Raw genomic sequence first — 21,287 nt, 5'->3', positions numbered from 1 at the left:
ACTGAGGTCGGCGGCTCAGACGGTGGTCAGCGAGCTGGCGGCCAGGTTGAAGATCACCCGGTTCTCGGTGTCCTGCCGGCCGTCCAGGCCGTACTTGGCACGGAACAGCTCCAACACCCGGTTGTAGATCTCCGGCGGCAGCTCGTCGGCCTCACCGATGGCGAAGATCTCGCCGGCCGCCTCGGGCCGGTCCAGCACGACGCTGAGCCCGGCCAGGCCGTGCCGGGCGACGTTGCGCACCAGGTCGGTCCCGGCGATGTACCAGTCGCCGTCGGAGCGTACGTAGAGGGCGTCGCAGGTTTCCAGGTCCCGACCGGCCTGCCGCAGGCAGAGTCGCAGCGTGAGGCAGGCCGCCAGGTCCTCGAGCGGAGCGGTGTCCCACAGCTCGGCGAACCGGTCGTCGACGAACTCGCCGAGCGGGGTCGAGACGAACGCCTCGATCTGCTGGGTGTCGAAGGTGCTGCCCTGCACCGGGAAGAACGAGATGAACGCCTTTCCGTCCCAGCGGTACATCTGCACCGAGGGGGCGGCGCTGTAGACCCGGACCTGGAGCCGGGCGCGGGCCGACTCGGGCAGCTCCTCGCTGAGCCGGGCGAGGTGCCACAGGTTGTTGAGGATGGCGACCGAGGCGTCCCGCCGGCGCAGCTCCTCGCCGCGCAGGCGGACCGCCGGCGAGTCCGGGTCGAGCAGCAACACCTTGACGACGGCGCCGTTGGCGAGCGCGGAGCGTAACGCGGTCACGAACCGGGCCGCGTACGGACCTTCCAGCATGCTGGTCCAGGTCTCCAGGATGGCCACGATCTCCCGGGACTGGGCGACCCGTTCGATGAGCGCGTCCCGGTCCAGGCGGGGATGCTCGATGATGCTCACCGTCTGGAGTTCACGGAAGAGCGGGTTGAGCACCACGTACGTCAGCAGCGTCATGATCAGAGCTGCGCCGATGTTGAGGTAGAGGTCGCCGACGAAGCTGTCGCTCGCCCGCACTGACGCCCGCCAGGCCTGCACGATCATCCAGATAGCGCCGCCGGCCAACGCGACGAGCACCAACACGTGTCGTCGACGCCGGCGCAGGGTGTTGCGGCCCCGCACCCACCACGTCCCCGACATGTCAGCTCCCCGTCCGGCCGCGCCGTGGATCGACCCATGCTCATGTCGCGATACAACAAGGATACGGTCCGTCGCCCGGTCCGCACCCGCCCGTACGGTCGTTGTCTAGGCTGCGTGCGTGCTGCTCTGCATCGACATCGGAAACACGAACACCGTGCTGGCGACCTTCGACGGCGACAAGCTCGTGCACTCCTGGCGGATCAAGACCGATGCCCGCTCGACGGCGGACGAGTTGGGCCTGATGTTCCGGGGGCTGCTCGCCGGGGACAACGTCGAGATCACCGGCGTGGCCGCCTGTTCGACGGTGCCGGCCGCGTTGCGCTCGCTGCGCACCATGCTCGGCCGCTACTACGCCGACCTGCCGAGCGTGATCGTCGAGCCGGGCGTGCGGACCGGGGTGCAGTTGGCGATCGACAATCCGAAGGAGGTGGGCGCGGACCGGGTGGTGAACACGCTCGCCGCGTACTCCCTCTACGGCGGGCCGTCGATCGTCGTGGACTTCGGCACCACCACCAACTTCGACGTGATCAGCGGCCGGGGCGAGTTCCTCGGCGGGGCGTTCGCCCCGGGCATCGAGATCTCCTTCGACGCACTTGCCGCCCGCGCGGCCCAGCTCCGCAAGGTAGAGGCCACCAAGCCCCGCTCGGTGATCGGCAAGAACACCGTGGAGTGCCTCCAGGCCGGCCTCTACTTCGGGTTCGCCGGGCAGGTGGACCGCATCGTCGAGCGGATGACCGAGGAGTTGGGTGAGGTGAAGGCGGTGATCGCCACCGGCGGCCTGGCCTCCCTGGTGATCAACGAATGTCGCACCATCACCCACCACGAGCCGATGATCACGCTGATCGGCCTGCGGATGGTCTACGACCGCAACCTGTGAACCCCGGCCGAAGGGGGACCGCCGCCGGCCGGGGCCTCAGCGTCGCCGGGCCCGCAGCACGATCGTCCGGTACGGCAGGTCGACGGTTTCCCGCCCGGCCAGCTCGGGGTGGTTCGCGAAGAGGTCGCGCAGTTCCCGGTCGATGCGGTCCCGCCGCTCGGGTGAGGCGGTGAGCCAGTACGAACGGGTGTGCAGCATCGCGATCACCTCGTCGGGCGTGAGCGTCGTGTGGTGCGTGAACTCGCCAAGCTCGACAGGTGTGAACGCGGAGCCGAAGTCCTCGTACCGTCCGACGACGTCGTCGGCGTTGTAACCGAGGTGGGCGATTCGACCCAGCTCGGCCACCCAGGTGACCCGTTCGTCCCGTACGTTCCAGATCGGGGCGAACGTCCCGCCGGGCCGCAGCACCCGGGCGATCTCGGCGTGCGCCAGCTCCCGGTCGAACCAGTGGTACGCCTGCCCCACCACCACCGCGTCCGCGACCCCGTCCGGTAGCGGTACCGACTCGGCGCCGCCGGCCAGCGCGGTGCTACCCGGGGTGGCGGCGTCCAGTTGGGCACGCATCTGGGGGTCCGGCTCCACCGGGGTCACCTGGTGGCCGAGCGCGAGCACGCCCCGGGTGAGGATGCCGGTGCCCGCACCCAGGTCGACGACCCGGGTGGAAGCGCCCAGCCCGTCGAGCGCCCACCGGATGGCCGGTACCGGATAGCGGGGCCGAAACCTGTCGTAGTCGGCGGCGGCGGCGCCGAACGAGAGCGCCTGAGTGTGATCCACCATGGCGGGCAGGTTATCCGATAACGACCCCCTGGCCGCTTGAGTACGCTCGGGCCTGTCCCCCTGAATCTTCGTGACGAGGAAGCGTGCCGTGAGCGAGCAGAACGCCGTGCCAGTGGACCCCGCCGACGACCTTCCCGAGCAGATGAAGGTCCGCCGGGAGAAGCGGGACCGGATGCTCGCCGAGGGGGTCGAGCCCTATCCGGTCGGCTTCTCCCGGACCACCACCCTGGCGGAGGTCCGGGCCCGCTACGCCGAACTCCCGACCGACACCGCGACCGGCGACCAGGTCGCGGTCACCGGTCGGGTGATCTTCGTGCGTAACACCGGGAAGCTCTGCTTCGCCACGCTGCGTGACGGCGACGGCACCGAGTTGCAGGCGATGCTCTCACTGGACCGGGTCGGGCCGGAGCGGCTGGAGGCGTGGAAGCGCCTGGTCGACCTCGGCGACCACGTCGGCGTCACCGGAGAGGTGATCACCAGCCGTCGGGGGGAGCTGTCGGTGCTGGCGGAGCAGTGGCAGATGACCGCAAAGGCGCTCCGACCATTGCCGGTGGCGCACAAGCCGCTCTCCGAGGAGGCCCGCGTCCGGCAGCGTTACGTCGACCTGATCGTCCGGCCGCAGGCGCGGGAGATGGTCCGGACCCGAGCCGCCGCGGTGCGCAGTATGCGCGATTCACTGCACGGGCAGGGCTTCATCGAGGTGGAAACGCCGATGTTGCAACTGTTGCATGGCGGTGCGACGGCCCGACCGTTCGTGACCCACAGCAATGCGTTGAACACCGATCTGTATCTGCGAATCGCGCCGGAACTGTTTCTCAAGCGCGCCGTGGTTGGTGGCGTCGACCGCGTCTTCGAGATCAACCGCAACTTCCGTAATGAGGGTGTCGACTCTTCGCACTCGCCGGAGTTCGCGATGCTGGAGGCGTACCAGGCGTACGGCGACTACGACACGATGGCCGCGCTGACCCGTAATCTCGTGCAGCAGGCGGCGATCGCGGTCAGCGGTTCGATGGTGGTGACCCACGCCGACGGGCGGGAGTTCGACCTGGGTGGCGAGTGGCGTTCGGTGACACTCTTCGGCGTGCTTTCCGAAGCGCTCGGCGAGGAGGTCACGGTCCGCACCGACCGGACCCGCCTGGTGGAGTACGCGGACAAGGTGGGATTGGCGGTCGACCCGAAGTGGGGGCCGGGCAAGCTGGCCGAGGAACTGTTCGAGGAACTGGTCGTCCCGGGCTTGGTGGCACCCACCTTCGTGCGGGACTACCCGGAGGAGACCAGCCCACTGACCCGGGCCCACCGCAGTGTGCCGGGGTTGGCCGAGAAGTGGGACCTCTACGTGCTCGGCTTCGAGCTGGGCACCGCGTACTCCGAGCTTGTCGACCCGGTAGTGCAGCGGGAGCGCCTGGTGGCCCAGGCGCAGCTGGCGGCCCGTGGCGACGACGAGGCGATGCGTCTCGACGAGGACTTTCTCCGGGCGATGGAGTACGGAATGCCGCCGGCTGGCGGTATGGGAATGGGAATCGATCGGCTCTTGATGGCCCTGACCGGCCTCGGAATTCGGGAAACGATCCTCTTCCCGTTGGTGCGCTCGGAGTAGGCTCGCCCGGCTCAGGCCATGCCGTAAGGGCATCCTATTGACGCGGCAAGCAGTGCGGGGGTTATTGTGCTCTCGTTAGCAGGAGTGCCCTGCTCGAAAGGAATGTGGGACGTGGCCAAGCAGATCATTCACAAGCTGGTCGATGACCTGGACGGCGGGGACGCGGACGAGACCGTCAAGTTCGCCCTCGACGGCGTTCAGTACGAGATCGACCTGTCGAGTGCCAACGCCGCTAAATTGCGGGACGCTTTTGCCTCGTACGTGGGTGCCGGCACCAAGGTCGGCCGGGGCGGCGTGGTGATCGGTGGGCGGGCTGCTCGTGGTCGGGGCGGCGCGACCGCCGATCGGGAACAGAACAAGGCGATCCGGGAGTGGGCCAAGAAGGCCGGCAAGGACATCTCGGACCGGGGTCGTATCCCGCAGGAGATCGTTGACGAGTACCACGCGAAGCGCTGATCCATCAGCGGTTGGTGCCAGTCGCCACCGCGGGCGACACCGACGCCGGGCCGGAGTAGCTCTCCGGGCCGGCGTCGCCGTATCCGAAGTCCGGGTGGCCGTGTCCGAAGTCCGGCTGGTCGTGTCCGGGGTCCGGGTGGTCGCTGCGGGGGGTGGGGAAGCATCTCGTGCCCGCCGGCGTTGTCCACAACCAGTGGAGCAACTATCCACAGCCTGTGGACAACAGTCCCCGGGGGTGGTGCGCGGCGATCATGGTGACCCCTAGCTACCCCTCCGAGGGCTCCGGGAGCGCTTCCGAGGCCCGGATCGGGTACCTGTCGCACCAGTCGGATTTCGCTTTGCGCGTAGCGACAGGACTACCGGAACACCTCCTGAGCGCGGACGGTTGTCCAAAACGACGTGGAACCGACCCAGACCGGAGACACACGACCTCAGCTGAGTCGGTAAGCGACGATAGAGTAAGGAGGCACGGACGCCCGTCCCGGACGTTCGTGCACCGGCCCCGCCAAGATCTTGACCATCAAGGCGCACGGCACGTGAGGAGCACGAGGGCATGTTCGAGCGGTTCACCGACCGAGCGCGACGGGTTGTCGTCCTGGCCCAAGAAGAGGCCCGGATGCTCAACCACAACTACATCGGTACGGAACACATCCTGCTGGGCCTGATCCACGAAGGTGAAGGCGTCGCGGCGAAGGCCCTGGAGAGCCTCGGCATCTCCCTGGAGGGCGTCCGCCAGCAGGTCGAGGAGATCATCGGCCAGGGTCAGCAGGCGCCGAGCGGGCACATCCCGTTCACGCCGCGGGCCAAGAAGGTGCTGGAGCTGTCGCTGCGCGAGGCGCTGCAGCTCGGCCACAACTACATCGGCACCGAGCACATCCTGCTCGGGCTGATCCGTGAGGGCGAGGGTGTCGCCGCCCAGGTGCTGGTGAAGCTCGGCGCCGACCTCAACCGGGTCCGCCAGCAGGTGATCCAGCTCCTCTCCGGCTACCAGGGCAAGGAGCCCGCCGCTGCGGGCGCCGCGCCGGGTGAGGCCGCGCCGTCGACCAGCCTCGTGCTGGACCAGTTCGGCCGCAACCTGACCCAGGCCGCCCGCGAGGGCAAGCTCGACCCGGTCATCGGGCGCGAGAAGGAAATCGAGCGGGTCATGCAGGTGCTCTCCCGCCGCACCAAGAACAACCCGGTCCTGATCGGTGAGCCCGGCGTCGGTAAGACGGCGGTGGTGGAGGGGCTTTCCCAGAAGATCATCAAGGGCGAGGTGCCCGAGACTCTGAAGGACAAGCAGCTCTACACACTCGACCTGGGCGCGCTCGTCGCCGGTTCCCGTTACCGCGGTGACTTCGAGGAGCGCCTCAAGAAGGTCCTCAAGGAGATCCGCACCCGCGGCGACATCATCCTGTTCATCGACGAGATCCACACCCTGGTGGGTGCGGGTGCCGCCGAGGGCGCGATCGACGCCGCGAGCATCCTCAAGCCGATGCTGGCCCGTGGTGAGCTGCAGACCATCGGTGCCACCACGCTCGATGAATACCGCAAGCACCTGGAGAAGGACGCCGCTCTCGAGCGCCGCTTCCAGCCGATCCAGGTGGGTGAGCCGTCGCTGGCGCACACCATCGAGATCCTCAAGGGCCTGCGCGACCGCTACGAGGCGCACCACCGCGTCAGCATCACCGACGCAGCCCTCGTGGCCGCCGCGACGCTTGCCGACCGGTACATCTCCGACCGCTTCCTGCCGGACAAGGCGATCGACCTGATCGACGAGGCCGGCGCCCGGATGCGGATCCGCCGGATGACCGCGCCGCCAGACCTGCGTGACTTCGACGAGCGCATCGCCCAGGTGCGGCGCGACAAGGAGTCCGCGATCGACGCGCAGGACTTCGAGCGGGCCGCCCAGCTGCGCGACAAGGAGAAGCAGCTGCTCGGCCAGAAGGCCCAGCGGGAGAAGGAGTGGAAGGCCGGTGACCTGGACGTCGTCAGCGAGGTCGACGACGAGCAGATCGCCGAGGTGCTCGGCAACTGGACCGGCATCCCGGTCTACAAGCTGACCGAGGAGGAGACCTCACGCCTGCTGCGCATGGAGGACGAGCTGCACAAGCGCGTCATCGGCCAGGAGGACGCGGTCAAGGCGGTCTCGAAGGCGATCCGGCGTACCCGGGCCGGCCTGAAGGACCCGAAGCGCCCGTCGGGCTCGTTCATCTTCGCCGGCCCGTCCGGTGTCGGTAAGACCGAGCTGTCCAAGGCGCTCGCCGAGTTCCTCTTCGGCAGCGAGGATGCCCTCATCCAGCTGGACATGTCCGAGTTCCACGACCGGTACACGGTGTCCCGCCTCGTGGGTGCCCCTCCCGGCTACGTCGGTTACGACGAGGGCGGGCAGCTGACCGAGAAGGTGCGGCGTCGGCCGTTCTCGGTGGTCCTCTTCGACGAGATCGAAAAGGCCCACCCGGACGTGTTCAACACGCTGCTCCAGATCCTCGAGGACGGTCGGCTCACCGACGGCCAGGGTCGGATCGTGGACTTCAAGAACACGGTCATCATCCTGACCACCAACCTGGGCACCCGTGACGTCGCCAAGGCGGTGTCGCTGGGCTTCCAGCAGTCGGAGGACTCCGAGTCCAACTACGACCGGATGAAGCAGAAGGTCAACGACGAGCTCAAGCAGCACTTCCGGCCTGAGTTCCTCAACCGGATCGACGACACCATCGTCTTCCACCAGCTGCGTCAGACCGAGATCCTCTCGATCGTGGACATCATGATCCAGCGGATCGAGGGCCAGCTGCGCAACAAGGACATGGGCCTGGAGCTGACCGACAACGCCAAGAAGTACCTGGCCGCGAAGGGCTTCGACCCGGTGCTCGGTGCCCGTCCGCTTCGTCGCACGATCCAGCGCGACATCGAGGACAACCTCTCCGAGCGGATCCTGTTCAACGAGCTGACCCCGGGTCAGATCGTGGTGGTGGACTGCGAGGGCGACCCGAACGACATCGACAAGTCCAAGCTCGTCTTCCGGGGCGCGGAGAAGCCTGTCGAAGTTCCGGACGCCGTGCCGGCCGACCTCGGTGGCACCGCCGCTGGCACCGCCGCAGCGGCCACGGACGAGTAGCACAACCAGCAGCAAGGGGCGGGGCCCCGGTGGCGTGAGCCACCGGGGCCCCGCCTTTCTGCGCCGGGCGCCCATGCGTCACGCCGCGCCTGTGCGTCACGCCGCGCCTGTGCGTCACGCCGCGCCTGTGCGTCACGCCGCGCCTGGGCCTGCCGTGCCGCGCGGCCTGCCGCGCCCGCCGGCGAAGGCTTGCGACCGCAAGATCACGCAAAATCCTGGAAGTAGTGGCCTCCAGCGCGCGCGAGACCACTACTTCCAGGATCGAGCGCGATCTTGGATTGCCCGGCGCGGGCCGGATCGGCCTGCGGGGGGCCCGGGGCGGCCTGCGGGCGGCGCAGGGCTGGGCTGGGCTGGGCTGGGCTGGGCTGGGCAGGGCAGGGCAGGGCAGGGGGTGGGTTGGTTCAGGTGCTCAGGTCGGCGGTGGGGATGGACGGGCCGTCGCCGGCGAGGCGGAAGGAATCGATGCCGGCCGGCTCGACAAGCCCGTCCTGCACCAGGCCGGCCAGGGCTCGGGCGCGCTGGACGTCATCGGTCCAGACCTGGTCCAGCCGTGCGTGCGGCACCGGGCCGGTGGCCTCCCGGAGCACCCCGAGCAGGAGGCCACGTACCTGTCGGTCGGTGCCCGCGTACCGCTGGGGTCGGCGCGTCGGTCCCGTTGGAGCCTGCTGGCCGGAGGCCCGCCACGCGCAGGTCGACTCGACCGGGCAGGCCGTGCAGCGTGGAGACCGGGCGGTGCAGACGACCGCGCCCAGTTCCATGAACGCGGCGCTGGCCAGCGCTGCCGCGGCCGGTTCCGTCGGGAGTAGCTCTTCGGTGGCGACCAGGTCGGCCGGCCGGGTGACCGGTCCGGCGTCCGGTTCGCCGGCCACCGCCCGGCAGACCACCCGACGCACGTTGGTGTCGACCACCGGGTGTCGCTGCCCGTACGCGAATGCGGCCACCGCCCGCGCCGTGTACGTGCCGACTCCCGGTAGGGCCAGCAGCTGCTCCAGGCGGTCCGGCACCTGACCGCCGTGCCGGTCGACGATCGCCACCGCGCATTCCCGCAGCCGGACCGCCCGACGGGGGTAGCCGAGGCGTCCCCACATCCGGATCGCCTCGGCGGGGGTGTCCTCCGCCAACGCTGCCGGATCCGGCCAGCGGGCCAGCCACGCCTGCCAGGCCGGCAGCACCCGGACAACCGGTGTCTGTTGGAGCATGACCTCGCTTACCAGGACGGCCCACGGGCTGGTGCCCGGTGCACGCCACGGGAGGTCACGGGCGTGTTGTTGGAACCATCGGCTGACCTGGGTGGCGAAATCGGGTTGAGTCATGGCGTCGTCGATGATGTCACGCGCGTTGGTCCCGCTGGGTGGGCGGCTCGGGCGGGGTGTCCCGACGGCGTCCTCCGGATCGGAGAGAATGCGCGGATGAACGAGCTCGCGATCACCGTCATCGGTCGGGACCGGCCAGGCATCGTGGCCGACGTCGCCGAGGTGCTGGCCCGACTGGGCGCGAACCTCACCGACAGCACGATGACCCGGCTGCGGGGGCATTTCGCGATGACCCTGATCTGCACCGGCCCGGCCGCCGCCGAGGTTGAGGCCGCGCTGGCGCCGCTGGCCGCCGAGGGTCAACTACTGGCGACGGTACGCGCGGTCACTCCGGACGGTGAGGTTCCCGCGGCGGGTGAGCCGTACGTGCTTGCGGTGCACGGTTCGGACCGGATGGGCATCGTCGCGGCGATGACCCGGGTGCTTGTCGACGCCGGCGGAAATGTCACAGACCTGAGCACCCGGTTGGCGGGTTCGCTCTACGTGGTGCTGGCCGAGGTCGAGTTGCCGGCCGGCGTGGCCGACGCACTTGTGGACCGGCTGCACCGGACGGCTGCCGACCTGGGCGTGGAGGTCACGCTCCGGCCGGCGGACCCGGATCTGCTGTGAGCGGCGCGGAGAGCGTGCCGGAAGCCGAGACGTACGCGGGTCTGGGCGGCTGGACACCGGAGGCGCTAGTCGTGGCGGGTGCGGTGCGGGCGGTGTTGTCCGCCCCGCATCAGGTGTTGAGTCGGGCCGCCGACGAGGTCGATCCGACGTCGGACGAGACGGTTCAGCTCGCGGCCGACCTGGTCGCCACGATGCGGGTTTCGCCGGGCTGTGTGGGGTTGGCCGCCCCGCAGGTCGGGGTGGGTGCTCGGGTCTTCGCCGTGGACGTGACCGGGCACCCGAAGGCGGTGACGGTGCACGGGACCTTCGTGTTGTGCAATGCCCGGGTGGTGGAGGCGACCCGGTGGAAATCGGGCCGGGAGGGCTGCATGTCGGTGCCGGACCTGACCGGTGATGTGAAGCGGGCCAGCCGGCTGGTGGTCGAGGGTGACCTGCCGGGCACCGGCGGTCCGGTCCGGTTGGTGACCGACGGCTTCGAGGCGCGGGCGTTGCAGCACGAGATCGACCACTGCGCGGGGCTGCTCTTTCTGGATCGGGTGGCCGGTGCGCACGCTGTCTATCAGCGCAAGGTCTACCTCTGAGCGGGTGCCGGCCGGCCGTCCTGTCCGTCCTGAGTGGACTGTCGCGGTGGCGTCCCGGCGGGGCTCCGGCGCGTCGCGCCGCGCTGGCGGGTGCGGCGCGGCTACGGTGGGGGGCATCATGCGTCTGACGGTCGGCCCCCTGCCACCCGCCGTGTACTGGCGGCGTCGCGTCGTCGTACTTGGAGCGGGGCTTCTCTTCCTGATTGTCCTGCTCTACTCCTGCACCGGCTCGGGTCGCACCGGCGACGACCCGAAGGCGGCCGGGTCACCGACGGCCACGCCCACCGGGGCGACAGGTCCGGCCGACCCGGTTTTGACACCACAGACCGGGACTCCACCGCCGTCCGCGTCCGCGGATCCGGGCGGGACGAACCAGGGTGCGGCGAACCCGAGCCCCGCGATCACCAGCAACGAGCCTCCGCCGGGCGCGGTGGGCGGTTCGGTGGACGACGGCACCTGCACCGACGCGGAGATCCGCGTGGTCTCGGTGGCGCGTCCGACCTCGGTCCAGCGCGGGGCGATGGTCGACCTGGAACTCAAGATCAAGAACACGTCGGACCGGACGTGCAGCCGCAACGTCGGCGCCGACCTGCAGGAGATCTTCATCAAGTCCGGCGCCGAGAAGGTCTGGTCCTCGGACACCTGCGGCAAGGTCCAGGGCTCGGACGTGCAGTCCTTCACCCCGAACTTCGAGCGCTCCTACGAGGTGGCGTGGAACGGGCGGGACACCAGCCGGTGCGACGGCAGCGGGCTGGCCGCCGGGCCGTTCCCGCCGCTGGGCACGTACGAGGTGTTCGCCCGGGTCGGCACCAAGCTCAGTGCGCCGGTGAAGCTCACCGTCACCGGCTGAGCCGGATCAGACGTACCGTTCCAGGATCGACGCCTCGGCGAGCCGGGACAGCCCCTCACGGACACCACGCGCCCGGGCGTCACCGACCCCTTCGACGGCCTGTAGATCCTCGACTGTCGCGCCGAGCAGCCGTTGCAGGCTGCCGAAGTGCACCACCAGGCGGTCGACCACCGCCACCGGCAGTCGCGGCACCTTGGCCAGCAGCCGGAAGCCGCGTGGGCTGACCGCGGCGTCCAACGCGTCGGACGCGGCCGGGTAGCCGATCGCCTTTGCCACCGACACCAGATCGATCAACTCGGTGGCTCCGAGCAGGTCCAGCTCGACAAGTGCCTCGTCCAGGGTCCGCGACTTGCGACCGACCGGGAGGTAGTCCCGGATGACAAGCGTCCGGTCGGCGTCCACGCCGGCCATCAGTTCGTCGAGTTGGAGGGCCAGCAGACGACCGTCGGTGCCCAGCTCGACAACGTAACCGGCGATCTCGTCGGCGATCCGGCGAACCATCTCCAGGCGCTGCACCACTGCCACCGCGTCCCGCACGGTGACGAGATCCTCGATCTCCAGTGCGGAGAGCGTGCCGGAGACCTCGTCGAGCCGGAGCTTGTAGCGCTCCAGGGTGGCGAGCGCCTGGTTGGCGCGCGAGAGGATCGCCGCCGAGTCGTCGAGCACGTGCCGTTGGCCGTTGACGTAGAGGCTGATGATCCGCATGGACTGGCTCACCGAGATGACCGGGTAACCGGTCTGCCGGGCCACCCGCTCGGCGGTGCGGTGCCGGGTGCCGGACTCTTCGGTCGGGATGGACGGGTCGGGCATCAGGTGCACGGCCGCCCGGACGATCCTGGTGCCGTCGCTGGAGAGCACGACAGCGCCGTCCATCTTGCACAGCTCGCGCACCCGCGTCGCGGAGAACTCCACGTCAAGCGGGAAACCGCCGGTGCACAGGCCCTCGACGACCTTGTCGTAGCCGAGCACGATGAGCGCGCCCGTGCGGCCGCGCAGGATGCGCTCCAACCCGTCGCGCAGGGCGGTGCCGGGGGCCATCAGGGCGAGGTTGGCACGCAGTGGGTCCCCGGCGCTCCCGGCGGCTCCCGCCGTCACGCTCACGCTGATCGGGCGGGCGGGCGAGCCCACGGCACCGGTGCGGGCCTGGGGCGGCGCACCGGCTGGCTTGGTGGTATCGCGGTCGATCGGCACGGAGACAGTCTACGGACTGCCGTGCGGTGGGTGCTGTCGTGGTTACTGTGATGTGTCACGATGCGGCCCTTCCAACCCGTTTCCCGCTTGCGACCTGCTGTCCGGTTTTGCCGCCCCCGTCGGCACGCCGGGTCACTCGGCGGACGCGCGGGCCGCATGGTGCAGCGCCGAACGGACGTCCGTGACCTCGGTCACCCGCATCTGCTGGGGACCGGCACCGGTGCTGGCCGGGCCGCAACCGGGCGGCACCAGGGCCACCTTGAACCCCAGCCGGGCCGCCTCGGCCAGCCGGCGGGGCACCGCCCCGACCCGACGCACCTCGCCGGTCAGACCCACCTCGCCGATCGCCACCAGGTGCGGCGCGATGGCCAGGTTGAGCCCGCCGGAGGCCACCGCCAACGCGACAGCGAGGTCCGCGGCCGGCTCCACCACCCGGATGCCGCCGACGGTGGCGGCGAAGACCTCCCGGTCGTGCAGGGTCAGCCGCTCGGTGCGCCGTTGCAGCACCGCGAGCACCATCGCCAGTCGCGCCGAGTCCAGACCGGAGACGGTGCGTCGGGGCGAGCCGGCCACCGTCGCGCCGATCAGCGCCTGCACCTCGGTGACCAGGGCCCGCCGCCCCTCCATCGCCACCGTGACGCAGGTGCCCGGGACCGGTTCTGCGTACCTGGTCAGGAACAGCCCGGACGGGTCGGCCAGGCTGCTGATGCCGCCCTCGTGCATCTCGAAGCAGCCCACCTCGTCGGCCGCGCCGAACCTGTTCTTCACGCCGCGCACCAGGCGCAGTGAGGAGTGCTTGTCGCCCTCGAAGTGCAGCACCACGTCGACCAGGTGCTCCAGCACCCGAGGCCCGGCCACCTGGCCGTCCTTGGTGACGTGCCCGACCAGCACGGTGGCGATGCCCCGCTCCTTGGCGACCGAGACCAGCGCGGCGGTGACCGCGCGCACCTGGGTCACCCCACCGGGCACCCCCTCGGTGCCGGTGGTCGAGATGGTCTGCACCGAGTCGAGCACCAGCAGGCCCGGCTTGACCGCGTCGAGGTGACCGAGCACCGACGCCAGGTCGCTCTCCGCCGCGAGGTAGAGCTGGTCGTGCAGGGTGCCCATCCGTTCGGCGCGCAGCCGCACCTGGCTTACCGACTCTTCCCCGCTCACCACGAGCGAGGGGCTGCCGGAGCCGACCGCCCACTGCTGGGCCACGTCCAGCAGCAGTGTCGACTTGCCCACACCGGGCTCGCCGGCGAGCAGCACCACGGCACCGGGCACCAGGCCACCGCCGAGCACCCGGTCGAGCTCACTCACCCCGGTGGGACGTGCGCGGGCCGGGGCGGCGCTGATGGTGGCGATCGGCCGGGCCGGCTCGGCCGGCATCCGGGAACTCACCACCCGACCGGAAACGGTCGGGCCGGTCAGCGTGCTCTCCACCACCGCGCCCCACTCGCCGCACTCCGGGCAGCGCCCCACCCACTTGGGCGGCTGGTGCCCGCACGCGTCGCACTCGTAGGCCGGGCGCGGCTCGCGGGCGGCGGACCGGCCACGGGCGGCACCGGCAGTGCCGCCACGCGAAGGGGTCGATCGGGAGGTGGTCACATCAGGACGCTAGCCCTCTCGTACGACGAAAACACCCCGGCGTGGTGGTCACCACGCCGGGGCGTCTGTCGATACGGGGGTCGGGTCACTCGTGGGTCGTGCCGCCCTCGTCGCCCTCGTAACCGCCCTCACGCTCGATGATCGGCGAGGGCGGCGCGGCGGGGGTCAGCGGCACCGCGATCGGCGCCTGGCCGGTCACCGTGTTGCCGTTGCCGAAGTCGAAGGTCACCGAGACGTTCTGGCCGGAGCGCAGCGCCTCGGTCAGGCCGATCAGCCGCAGCTGCGAGGTGGCCTCGGAGTTGAGCTGGATGTAGCTGAGCGGAGCCAGCTCGATCCGGGCCAACTGCCCGGGCGCGGCCGGGCTGGCCGAGCCCGACGCCCGCGCCGACTCCGGGGCGGACGGCGTGGCCGAGGACGACCCGGTCTCGGACGGGGTCGCCGACGGGCTGGCCGAGCGGGACGTGGGGGTCGACGGGCTCTGCGAGCCGGACGGCGACGCGCTGCCGGACGGCGACGCGCTGGCCGAGGCGGACTCCGAGGCGGACGGCGCCGGGCTGGCCGAGCCGCCGCTGATCCGCACCTCGCGAGCGCTCTCGGTGGTGACGGTGACGGTGACCGTCTGCTTGGAGTCGTTGTAGATCACGACGTTCAGCGGAGCGTCCTGGCCGGCCCGGTAGCCCTCGGTGCCCGGGTAGTCCACGAACAGGCCCCGCACCGAGAAGGAACCGTTGCTGGTGGTGAGGCTGACGCCCTGGACCGACGGCTCTTTCAACGCGGTCTCGGCGATCTGACCGGTGCCGCATCCCGATGCCAGCAGGCCGGTTGCCGCAATCCCGGACAGCAACAGGGCCGCCCGCCGGGATCCCCTGATCGAGCGCGTCACGTCGGTCCTCCTCGTCACAATCCCCACCCGGGCCGCAGGGCCGGGCACGGTGGCCATACCCGCGCAGACCGCGCTCCAGGGTAGTTGGGGCTGATCGAGGCCCGCACGCGGACCCGGCAATGCCACCTGGCCGGGTGCCGCTCACACCACCCGACCGCTCGCCACCAGCAGGACCACGTCGATCAGGGCCACCAGCATGACCGCCCGGAAGGCCGCCACCGGCCGCCGGCCGGCCCGGACCGCCGAGCGTCCGGCGTACCAGCTCAGTGCCGGCACCACGGCGGCCGTGCCGACCGCGGCCAGCCCGATGGCCGACGGCGGCCCGGGTGGTCCGAGGACCAGGGTCGCGGTCGCCGCGAGGAGCAGACCGGCCGCCGCCGCCCGGCTCCCGGCGGACCCCAGCCGATGTGGCAGGCCGCGCACACCGGTCCGGGCGTCGTCGGCTAGGTCGGGCAGCACGTTGGCGAAGTGCGCGCCCGCCCCCAGGCAGGCCGCCGCCACCAGCAGCCAGGCGGGTGGGGTCGGCTGACCGGGCAACGCGAGCACCACGAAGGCGGGCAGCGCGCCGAAGGAGACGGCGTACGGCAGCACCGAGAAGGCGGTGGCCTTGAGCGGCCAGTCGTAGAGCAGCGCCGAGACCAGGGCGAGGGTCAACCAGAACGCCGCCGTCGGGTTCGTGGTGAGTGCCAGCAACGGACAGGCCACCGCGGCCGCCGCCGCGGCCCAGGCCGTGGTGCGCCGGCCGACCGCGCCGGCGGCGACCGGTTTGTCGGTACGCCCCACCGTGGCGTCCCGCTCGGCGTCAAGTGCGTCGTTGGTCCAGCCCACGGCGAGCTGGCTGGCCAGCACCGCGAGCACCACCGAGACGATTCCGGACGGCTGGTGGCCCACCCCCCACGCCAGCAGGCCGGCGACCGCGGTCACCGCCGCAGCCGGTTCCGGGTGGCTCGCCCTGACCAGCCCTAACACCCTCGGCGACATAACGGAAGTCTGGTCGTTACCGAGCAGTCGTGCCACTCTCGTGCCATGCGAGACGTGGCCGCGTCGGCGGCGTCCACCGGCCCCCGGGTGCTGCCGCGGAACGACCCGCGCCAGTACGACGACCTGGCCGGCGAGTGGTGGCGGCCGGATGGCGCGTTCGCGATGCTGCACTGGCTGGCTGCGGCCCGCGCGGCGCTGGTGCCACCGGCGACCCGCCCCGACGAGGTGCTTGTCGACCTGGGCTGCGGTGCCGGCCTGCTCGCGCCGCACCTGGCCGGCAAGGGCTACCGCCACGTCGGGGTGGACCTGACCCGCTCGGCACTGCTGCAGGCCGCCGAGCACGGCGTGCGCGCGGTCCAGGGTGACGCGACAGCCGTCCCGCTCCCGGACGGTTGCGCCGACGTGGTCTCCGCCGGTGAGTTGCTGGAGCATGTGCCGGCCTGGCCGCTTGTGGTTGCCGAGGCGTGCCGGCTGCTGCGTCCGGGCGGCCTGTTGGTGCTCGACACCCTCAACGACACCGCACTGGCCCGGCTCGTCGCGGTCCGGATCGCCGAGCGGCTGCCGACGGTGCCGCGCGGTATCCACGATCCACGGTTGTTCGTGGACGCCCGGGCGTTGGTTGCCGAGTGCGCCCGGCACGGCGTCGACCTGCGGGTGCGCGGCGTCCGTCCGCAGGTGGGCGGCCTGGTCCGCTGGTTGTTGCGGCGAGCCCGCGCGGGCCGGGCGGGCACGACGTCGGCCGGCCGCGATCCGCGCATCGTGCCGACCCGCTCCACCGCGGTGCTCTACCAGGGGTGGGGGGTCCGAAACGGATAGTCCGGCCCGTGGCGGGGTACGGCACTGGTGAGGATGGAGGCGACATGACGGTGCACGCGCTTGAGGCGGCCCGCCGGTTGGCGCCGCGGTTCGCCGCGCGGGCCGCAGAGCACGACCGGGACGGTTCCTTTCCGGTGGACGACTTCGCTGATCTGCGGGAGGCCGGCCTGTTCGGGTTGCTGGTCCCCCGCGCGCTCGGCGGCATGGGGGCGACCTTCGCCGAGTACGCCGCGGTGGCCACCGAGCTTGCCCGGGGCAACGGGGCGACCGCACTCGTGTTCAACATGCACGCCTCCGTGACCGGGGCGCTGGGCGCGGTCACCGAGGAGCTGGCCGAGGCGTTGGGCGTCCCGGACGAGGCGCTGACCGCCCGGGACCGCCTGCTCACCGCCGCCGCGGCGGGCTCCTGGTACGCGGTCGCGATGAGCGAGCGGGCGGCCGGCGCCCGGTTGTCCCAGCTGAGCACTGTCTACGAGGCCACCGACGAGGGCTGGCATCTCAAGGGCAGCAAGACCTTCTGTTCCGGTGCCGGGCACGCCGACGGTTATCTGGTGGCGGCCCGCAGCGTGGCCGACCAGTCGGTGGTCTCGCAGTTCCTGGTGCCGGCCGGTGACGGCCTGACCGTGGAGCCGACCTGGGATTCGCTCGGCATGCGCGCCACCTCCTCGCACGACTTGCACCTGGACGTCACGGTGCCCACGGACCGGCTGCTCGGCGGGGTCGAGGGTCTGGCGTTGGTGGTCGCCCAGTTGATGCCGCACTGGCTGGTGGCCAGCTATGCGGCCGTCTACGTGGGGGTGGCACGGGCGGCGATCGACGCGGCCGCCGAGCATCTCAACAAGCGCCGGTTGACCGGCCTGCCGGCGGTGCGGGCCCGACTGGGTCGGGCGGACGCGGCGACGGCCGCCGCGCAGTTGGTCGTCGCCGAGGCGGCCCGTCGGGTGGACGAGGCGCCGGGCGACGCGGAGACGAACCGCTGGGTGTGGCGGGCGAAGCTGCTTGCCGGCAGCACGGCCGCCGAGGTGGCGGCGTCGGTGCTGGAGGCGGCGGGCACCTCGGCTACCCGTCGTGGGCACCCGTTGGAGCGGCTCTACCGGGATGCCCGCTGCGGTTCGCTGCACCCGGCCACGTCGGACGTCTGCGCCGACTGGCTCGGCATCGCCGCGCTGGGCGGCGACCCGGATCGTGACGGATCGGCACCGCGTTGGTGAGCCGGCAGTCCGGGGCTCGTAGGAAAGATCGGCCAGCCGAGGTGGCTGGTGGGACGGCCAGGGGGAGGACAGCATCTGACGAGAGGTGGGGATCGTGTCCGTACCAGTGATCGCGGGGCTCGGGACTGCGCAGCCGCCGTCCGCTTCGCAGGACGAGTTGTGGGAGGGCTTCTTCTCCCGGCACTTCTCCGGCACCACCCGGTCGTTGGCTCAACGAATTTTCGCGAACTCCGGGGTGACCCGGCGGCAGGCCGCTGTCAATCCGCTGCTTGAGGATGTCTCGGACTGGCCGACCGAGCGCCGGATGCGCCGCTACCAGGTGGAGGCGCTGCCGCTGGGCAAGGAGGCGGTGGGCCGGGCGTTGACCGCCGCCGGGTTGGGCGCCGGCGACATCGGGTTGTTCATCGTCTGCTCCTGCACCGGCTACGCCACTCCGGGGCTGGACATCCTGCTCGCCCGGGACCTGGGCATGGCGGCGGACACCCAGCGGATGTTCATCGGTCACATGGGCTGTTACGCGGCGCTGCCGGGGCTCGGCGCGGCGAGTGACTTCGTCACCGCGCGGGGGCGGCCGGCGCTGCTGCTCTGCGCGGAGCTGACCAGCCTGCACATCCAGCCGTCGAGCGCCCGGGTGGACACCCAGCAGATCGTCTCGCACGCTCTCTTCTCGGACGCCGCGGTCGCCGCCGTGGTCGTGCCGGGCGGCCCGGGGTACGCGTTACGCGAGGTCACCTCGGTCACCGACACCTCGACGGCCGACCACATGACCTGGGACGTCACCGATGCCGGTTTCCGGATGGGCCTGTCGCCGAAGGTGCCGCAGGTGCTGTCGAGGTACGTGCGCGGGTTGGTCGACGAGCTGCTGGCCCGGCACGGCGTCACGAGTTCCGAGGTGGACGGTTGGGCGGTGCATCCGGGCGGGCCGCGGATCCTCAACGTGGTGGAGCGCGAGCTGGCCCTGCCCCCGCAGGGGCTGGCGGCGTCCCGGGCGACGCTCGACGAGCATGGCAACTGCTCGTCGCCGACAGTGTTGCTGATCCTGGACCGGTTGGGCCGCTCGACGCCGGCGGCTCGCCGCATCGTCATGCTGGCGTTCGGCCCCGGCCTCACCCTCTACGCCGCCCTGCTCGATCGACAGACGTAACCATTCGCCTGTGGGATCGGTACGCTTGGTGGATGGATGCGACGGCGGACGAGCGACTGCGCTCGGCGGTGCTGTTCGGCGCGGCGGTGGCGGTCCTGGTCGCCGGTGGCTGGTGGTGGCGCTCTGCCGCGCCCTCCCCGGCGGCCCGGCCGAGCGGTGCGGCGACCGCACCTGCTGTGCGACCGAGCGTCAGCACCGAGCTGGACCGCGCCCTGGTCCGGAGTGCCGAGGTGACGGCGCGGGTCGATGCCGAGACGGGCCGGACCGTCGGGGCGCTGGACGCCCCGCGGGCGATGGTCGACCCGGCGACCGGCATGATCACCGACATCGAGGGTGATCCGAGTTGGCTCTTCTTCCAGGGTGAGCTGCCCCCGTTCAGCGACACCATCTGGCGGGAGCAGTCGGTGCTCGTGCCAGGGCAGCGCGTCGTCCGGCAGGCGGGGGGTGGCGACGCCCGTCATTTGTTGCAGTACCGGTGCACCAGGCCGGGCACGCTGACGGTGACCCTCTTCGATGCCGAGCTGGCCGGGCCGTCCGAGATCGACTGCGACGGCACGACCACCAGCGCCCAGGTGCTCTCGCACGGCAATCCGTTCCGGGTGACGTTGTCGACTGTCGGGTTGCGGGAGATCGACGTCGAGGCGCAACTCGTCGCCCTGCCCCGATAGGGCCGGCCGTGCCCGCGTGCGGCGGTCAGCCGGCGAGGGCGATCAGGTCGTTCCGGTAGGAGTCGACAGTCCCCAGGTCGGGCAGCACCCGGGTCACGGTGCCGGCGCGGTCGACAAGGAGTGCGGTCAGGGTGTCGGAACGGACCGGTTGGCCGAGGAACGACCGCAGTCCGCCGGCGGGGTCGGCAAGTGCCCGGACACCCCTGCCGCCCGGTGGCGCTGTCGCGATCGCCCGCCCTCCGGCGACGGTGACCACCGTGACCCCCGGGGGTGCCGCCGCTGTGGCCTCGGCGATCCGCTCGGGGCAGGGGCAGTCATCCACCAAGATGATCATGGCGGGCAGTAGGCCGCGCAGCGGCACCGGCGCCTGGCCGGCGTCGACCAGGTCCAGCGCGGGCAGTGCCCGGCCGGCGACGGTCGCGGGCGGCGTGTACGGGGCCGGGGTCGGACGGTCGGTGCCCCGGCTGGTGCGGGGCCAGGCGACGGCGACCAGGCCAGCCATCGTGGTGAGTAACGCGACCACCAGCACCAGCAGTGGCAGGGTCAGCTGGCGAGTGTGGTCGCCGGTGGCGCGGCGCAGTTCGCGACGAAGCTGGGCGGCCTCGTCGGCCAGCGCCGAGGCGTCGTCCGGGACCACGATGCGACCCCACTCGGGCGGTAGGCCGGGCAGGCCGTCGGCTGGCCCGTGACCTTCGGCATCCGGCTTGCCCATCGGACCTCCTGGACGGGGCTCGAGAGCGGTGTGTGGCTCGGTCTCCAGGGTCCCGCACCGGGGGCACCTCCCGCTACACCTGGGCGCACTACCGCCGGCCGGGATACCATGGGAGGAGCGCATAGCCCTTGATCTCGACGTTCTGTTCACCCGTGCCGGGCAGTCATCCGCACGTTACGGAGCGTGTTCGAACCATCGGTTTGACCGCCTGTCAAGCTGAAGAAAGACCTCTCACAGGGCCCCTGAGCTGCGCCAACGGTCAGGACATCGGTGAGACATCGGTGCCTGAGCGTGTTACCCTAGACACAGCGAAAGGGGTTTCGAACCTATGGTTTTCAGTGTCGGCGAGACCGTTGTTTACCCCCACCACGGGGCCGCACTCATCGAGGCAATCGAGACTCGGGTCATCAAGGGCGAGCCTAAGCAATACCTCGTCCTGAGGGTCGCGCAGGGTGACCTGACGGTCCGGGTGCCGGCCGAGAACGCCGAGATCGTGGGCGTACGTGAGGTGGTCGGCGAAGAGGGCCTCGGTAAGGTCTTCGACGTCCTGCGGGCTCCGCACACCGAGGAGCCGACCAACTGGTCGCGGCGTTACAAGGCCAACTTGGAAAAGCTGGCGTCCGGCAATCCGCTGAAGGTCGCCGAGGTCGTTCGTGACCTGTGGCGCCGGGAGCGGGAGCGGGGCCTCTCTGCGGGCGAGAAGCGGATGCTGGCCAAGGCCCGCGACATTCTCGTCGGTGAGGTCGCGCTGGCCGAGAAGAGCACCAAGGATGAGGCGGAGACGCTGCTCGACAAGGTCCTCACCGAGGCCTAGTCCGTAGAGCATC

General features: G+C 71.0%; 20 protein-coding genes. 12 read left to right on the top strand and 8 right to left on the bottom strand.

Annotation, left to right across the window (positions count from 1 at the left end; genetic code table 11):
- Nucleotides 1-15 precede the first annotated feature (15 nt).
- Nucleotides 16-1,107, bottom strand: coding sequence for a hypothetical protein (locus tag AB0B86_RS18990; RefSeq protein ID WP_357404062.1), 1,092 nt, complete (start codon nt 1,105-1,107; stop codon nt 16-18).
- Nucleotides 1,108-1,225: 118 nt separating this feature from the next.
- Between AB0B86_RS18990 and AB0B86_RS18985 the strand changes: the two genes are divergently transcribed.
- Nucleotides 1,226-1,984 (top strand): type III pantothenate kinase, encoded by a 759-nt coding sequence (locus AB0B86_RS18985; RefSeq protein ID WP_357404064.1) that lies wholly within the window; start codon nt 1,226-1,228, stop codon nt 1,982-1,984.
- A 36-nt stretch (nt 1,985-2,020) separates the two neighbouring features.
- Here the strand turns inward: AB0B86_RS18985 and AB0B86_RS18980 are convergent, their stop codons facing one another.
- Nucleotides 2,021-2,761 (bottom strand): class I SAM-dependent methyltransferase, encoded by a 741-nt coding sequence (locus tag AB0B86_RS18980; RefSeq protein ID WP_357404066.1) that lies wholly within the window; start codon nt 2,759-2,761, stop codon nt 2,021-2,023.
- 88 nt (nt 2,762-2,849) lie between these two features.
- Between AB0B86_RS18980 and lysS the strand changes: the two genes are divergently transcribed.
- From lysS to AB0B86_RS18965, 3 genes are all read left to right on the top strand, one after another.
- Nucleotides 2,850-4,358, top strand: a complete 1,509-nt coding sequence (lysS, locus tag AB0B86_RS18975) for a lysine--tRNA ligase (protein ID WP_357418794.1) — start codon at nt 2,850-2,852, stop codon at nt 4,356-4,358.
- Between the two features lie 111 nt (nt 4,359-4,469).
- Nucleotides 4,470-4,814 (top strand): Lsr2 family protein, encoded by a 345-nt coding sequence (locus AB0B86_RS18970; protein ID WP_110563841.1) that lies wholly within the window; start codon nt 4,470-4,472, stop codon nt 4,812-4,814.
- 553 nt (nt 4,815-5,367) lie between these two features.
- A complete protein-coding gene (locus tag AB0B86_RS18965) occupies nt 5,368-7,911 on the top strand; it encodes an ATP-dependent Clp protease ATP-binding subunit (RefSeq protein ID WP_357404070.1) in 2,544 nt (847 codons plus the stop codon).
- 401 nt (nt 7,912-8,312) lie between these two features.
- Here the strand turns inward: AB0B86_RS18965 and AB0B86_RS18960 are convergent, their stop codons facing one another.
- Nucleotides 8,313-9,224, bottom strand: coding sequence for an A/G-specific adenine glycosylase (locus tag AB0B86_RS18960; RefSeq protein WP_357408588.1), 912 nt, complete (start codon nt 9,222-9,224; stop codon nt 8,313-8,315).
- Nucleotides 9,225-9,320: 96 nt separating this feature from the next.
- Here AB0B86_RS18960 and AB0B86_RS18955 point away from each other — a divergent pair, with 96 nt between their 5' ends.
- The 3 genes from AB0B86_RS18955 to AB0B86_RS18945 all read left to right on the top strand — a co-directional run bounded on the left by AB0B86_RS18955 (nt 9,321) and on the right by AB0B86_RS18945 (nt 11,264).
- Nucleotides 9,321-9,833, top strand: coding sequence for an ACT domain-containing protein (locus tag AB0B86_RS18955; RefSeq protein WP_357408590.1), 513 nt, complete (start codon nt 9,321-9,323; stop codon nt 9,831-9,833).
- 14 nt (nt 9,834-9,847) lie between these two features.
- Entirely contained in the window at nt 9,848-10,414 is a 567-nt protein-coding gene (locus AB0B86_RS18950; RefSeq protein WP_357408796.1) for a peptide deformylase, read from the top strand.
- 118 nt (nt 10,415-10,532) lie between these two features.
- Nucleotides 10,533-11,264 (top strand): hypothetical protein, encoded by a 732-nt coding sequence (locus AB0B86_RS18945; protein WP_357408592.1) that lies wholly within the window; start codon nt 10,533-10,535, stop codon nt 11,262-11,264.
- Nucleotides 11,265-11,270: 6 nt separating this feature from the next.
- On the opposite strand, the gene disA is transcribed toward AB0B86_RS18945, so the two are convergent.
- The 4 genes from disA to AB0B86_RS18925 all read right to left on the bottom strand — a co-directional run bounded on the left by disA (nt 11,271) and on the right by AB0B86_RS18925 (nt 15,909).
- Nucleotides 11,271-12,455, bottom strand: coding sequence for a DNA integrity scanning diadenylate cyclase DisA (gene disA, locus AB0B86_RS18940; RefSeq protein WP_145778622.1), 1,185 nt, complete (start codon nt 12,453-12,455; stop codon nt 11,271-11,273).
- Nucleotides 12,456-12,587: 132 nt separating this feature from the next.
- Nucleotides 12,588-14,045, bottom strand: coding sequence for a DNA repair protein RadA (gene radA / locus AB0B86_RS18935; protein WP_357408595.1), 1,458 nt, complete (start codon nt 14,043-14,045; stop codon nt 12,588-12,590).
- An 85-nt stretch (nt 14,046-14,130) separates the two neighbouring features.
- Nucleotides 14,131-14,928: a hypothetical protein gene (locus AB0B86_RS18930; RefSeq protein ID WP_357408596.1), complete on the bottom strand. Its 798-nt coding sequence runs from the start codon at nt 14,926-14,928 to the stop codon at nt 14,131-14,133.
- A gap of 141 nt (nt 14,929-15,069) precedes the next feature.
- The gene (locus tag AB0B86_RS18925; protein ID WP_357418790.1) at nt 15,070-15,909 is read right to left on the bottom strand and encodes a UbiA family prenyltransferase; all 840 of its coding nucleotides are present in this window, start codon (nt 15,907-15,909) and stop codon (nt 15,070-15,072) included.
- Nucleotides 15,910-15,954: 45 nt separating this feature from the next.
- On the opposite strand from AB0B86_RS18925, the gene AB0B86_RS18920 reads away from it, so the two are divergent.
- The 4 genes from AB0B86_RS18920 to AB0B86_RS18905 all read left to right on the top strand — a co-directional run bounded on the left by AB0B86_RS18920 (nt 15,955) and on the right by AB0B86_RS18905 (nt 19,748).
- Nucleotides 15,955-16,725 (top strand): methyltransferase domain-containing protein, encoded by a 771-nt coding sequence (locus AB0B86_RS18920; protein WP_357418788.1) that lies wholly within the window; start codon nt 15,955-15,957, stop codon nt 16,723-16,725.
- 44 nt (nt 16,726-16,769) lie between these two features.
- Nucleotides 16,770-17,936: an acyl-CoA dehydrogenase family protein gene (locus tag AB0B86_RS18915; RefSeq protein WP_357408602.1), complete on the top strand. Its 1,167-nt coding sequence runs from the start codon at nt 16,770-16,772 to the stop codon at nt 17,934-17,936.
- A 94-nt stretch (nt 17,937-18,030) separates the two neighbouring features.
- Nucleotides 18,031-19,080, top strand: a complete 1,050-nt coding sequence (locus tag AB0B86_RS18910; protein WP_357408604.1) for a type III polyketide synthase — start codon at nt 18,031-18,033, stop codon at nt 19,078-19,080.
- A 32-nt stretch (nt 19,081-19,112) separates the two neighbouring features.
- A complete protein-coding gene (locus AB0B86_RS18905; protein WP_357418786.1) occupies nt 19,113-19,748 on the top strand; it encodes a hypothetical protein in 636 nt (211 codons plus the stop codon).
- Between the two features lie 25 nt (nt 19,749-19,773).
- Here the strand turns inward: AB0B86_RS18905 and AB0B86_RS18900 are convergent, their stop codons facing one another.
- On the bottom strand, nt 19,774-20,460 hold the full coding sequence (locus AB0B86_RS18900) for a hypothetical protein (RefSeq protein ID WP_357418784.1): 687 nt from the start codon (nt 20,458-20,460) through the stop codon (nt 19,774-19,776).
- A gap of 328 nt (nt 20,461-20,788) precedes the next feature.
- Here AB0B86_RS18900 and AB0B86_RS18895 point away from each other — a divergent pair, with 328 nt between their 5' ends.
- Nucleotides 20,789-21,274: a CarD family transcriptional regulator gene (locus tag AB0B86_RS18895; protein WP_007073334.1), complete on the top strand. Its 486-nt coding sequence runs from the start codon at nt 20,789-20,791 to the stop codon at nt 21,272-21,274.
- The last annotated feature ends 13 nt before the right edge of the window (nt 21,275-21,287 follow it).

The sequence above is a fragment of the Micromonospora sp. NPDC049047 genome, from assembly GCF_040649135.1.
Classification (GTDB): domain Bacteria; phylum Actinomycetota; class Actinomycetes; order Mycobacteriales; family Micromonosporaceae; genus Micromonospora.
Note: the sequence above shows the minus strand (reverse complement) of the source record. Positions and strands in the feature narration are given on the sequence as shown.

What these genes read in the sequence shown, in the direction of transcription:
- AB0B86_RS18920 (WP_357418788.1), top strand. Translation starts at nt 15,955, where the DNA reads ATGCGAGACGTGGCCGCGTCGGCGGCGTCCACCGGCCCCCGGGTGCTG.
- AB0B86_RS18955 (WP_357408590.1), top strand. Translation starts at nt 9,321, where the DNA reads ATGAACGAGCTCGCGATCACCGTCATCGGTCGGGACCGGCCAGGCATC.
- AB0B86_RS18960 (WP_357408588.1), bottom strand. Translation starts at nt 9,224, where the DNA reads ATGACTCAACCCGATTTCGCCACCCAGGTCAGCCGATGGTTCCAACAA.
- AB0B86_RS18990 (WP_357404062.1), bottom strand. Translation starts at nt 1,107, where the DNA reads ATGTCGGGGACGTGGTGGGTGCGGGGCCGCAACACCCTGCGCCGGCGT.
- AB0B86_RS18965 (WP_357404070.1), top strand. Translation starts at nt 5,368, where the DNA reads ATGTTCGAGCGGTTCACCGACCGAGCGCGACGGGTTGTCGTCCTGGCC.
- AB0B86_RS18945 (WP_357408592.1), top strand. Translation starts at nt 10,533, where the DNA reads ATGCGTCTGACGGTCGGCCCCCTGCCACCCGCCGTGTACTGGCGGCGT.
- AB0B86_RS18915 (WP_357408602.1), top strand. Translation starts at nt 16,770, where the DNA reads ATGACGGTGCACGCGCTTGAGGCGGCCCGCCGGTTGGCGCCGCGGTTC.
- AB0B86_RS18925 (WP_357418790.1), bottom strand. Translation starts at nt 15,909, where the DNA reads ATGTCGCCGAGGGTGTTAGGGCTGGTCAGGGCGAGCCACCCGGAACCG.
- AB0B86_RS18895 (WP_007073334.1), top strand. Translation starts at nt 20,789, where the DNA reads ATGGTTTTCAGTGTCGGCGAGACCGTTGTTTACCCCCACCACGGGGCC.
- AB0B86_RS18980 (WP_357404066.1), bottom strand. Translation starts at nt 2,761, where the DNA reads ATGGTGGATCACACTCAGGCGCTCTCGTTCGGCGCCGCCGCCGCCGAC.
- AB0B86_RS18905 (WP_357418786.1), top strand. Translation starts at nt 19,113, where the DNA reads ATGGATGCGACGGCGGACGAGCGACTGCGCTCGGCGGTGCTGTTCGGC.
- AB0B86_RS18900 (WP_357418784.1), bottom strand. Translation starts at nt 20,460, where the DNA reads ATGGGCAAGCCGGATGCCGAAGGTCACGGGCCAGCCGACGGCCTGCCC.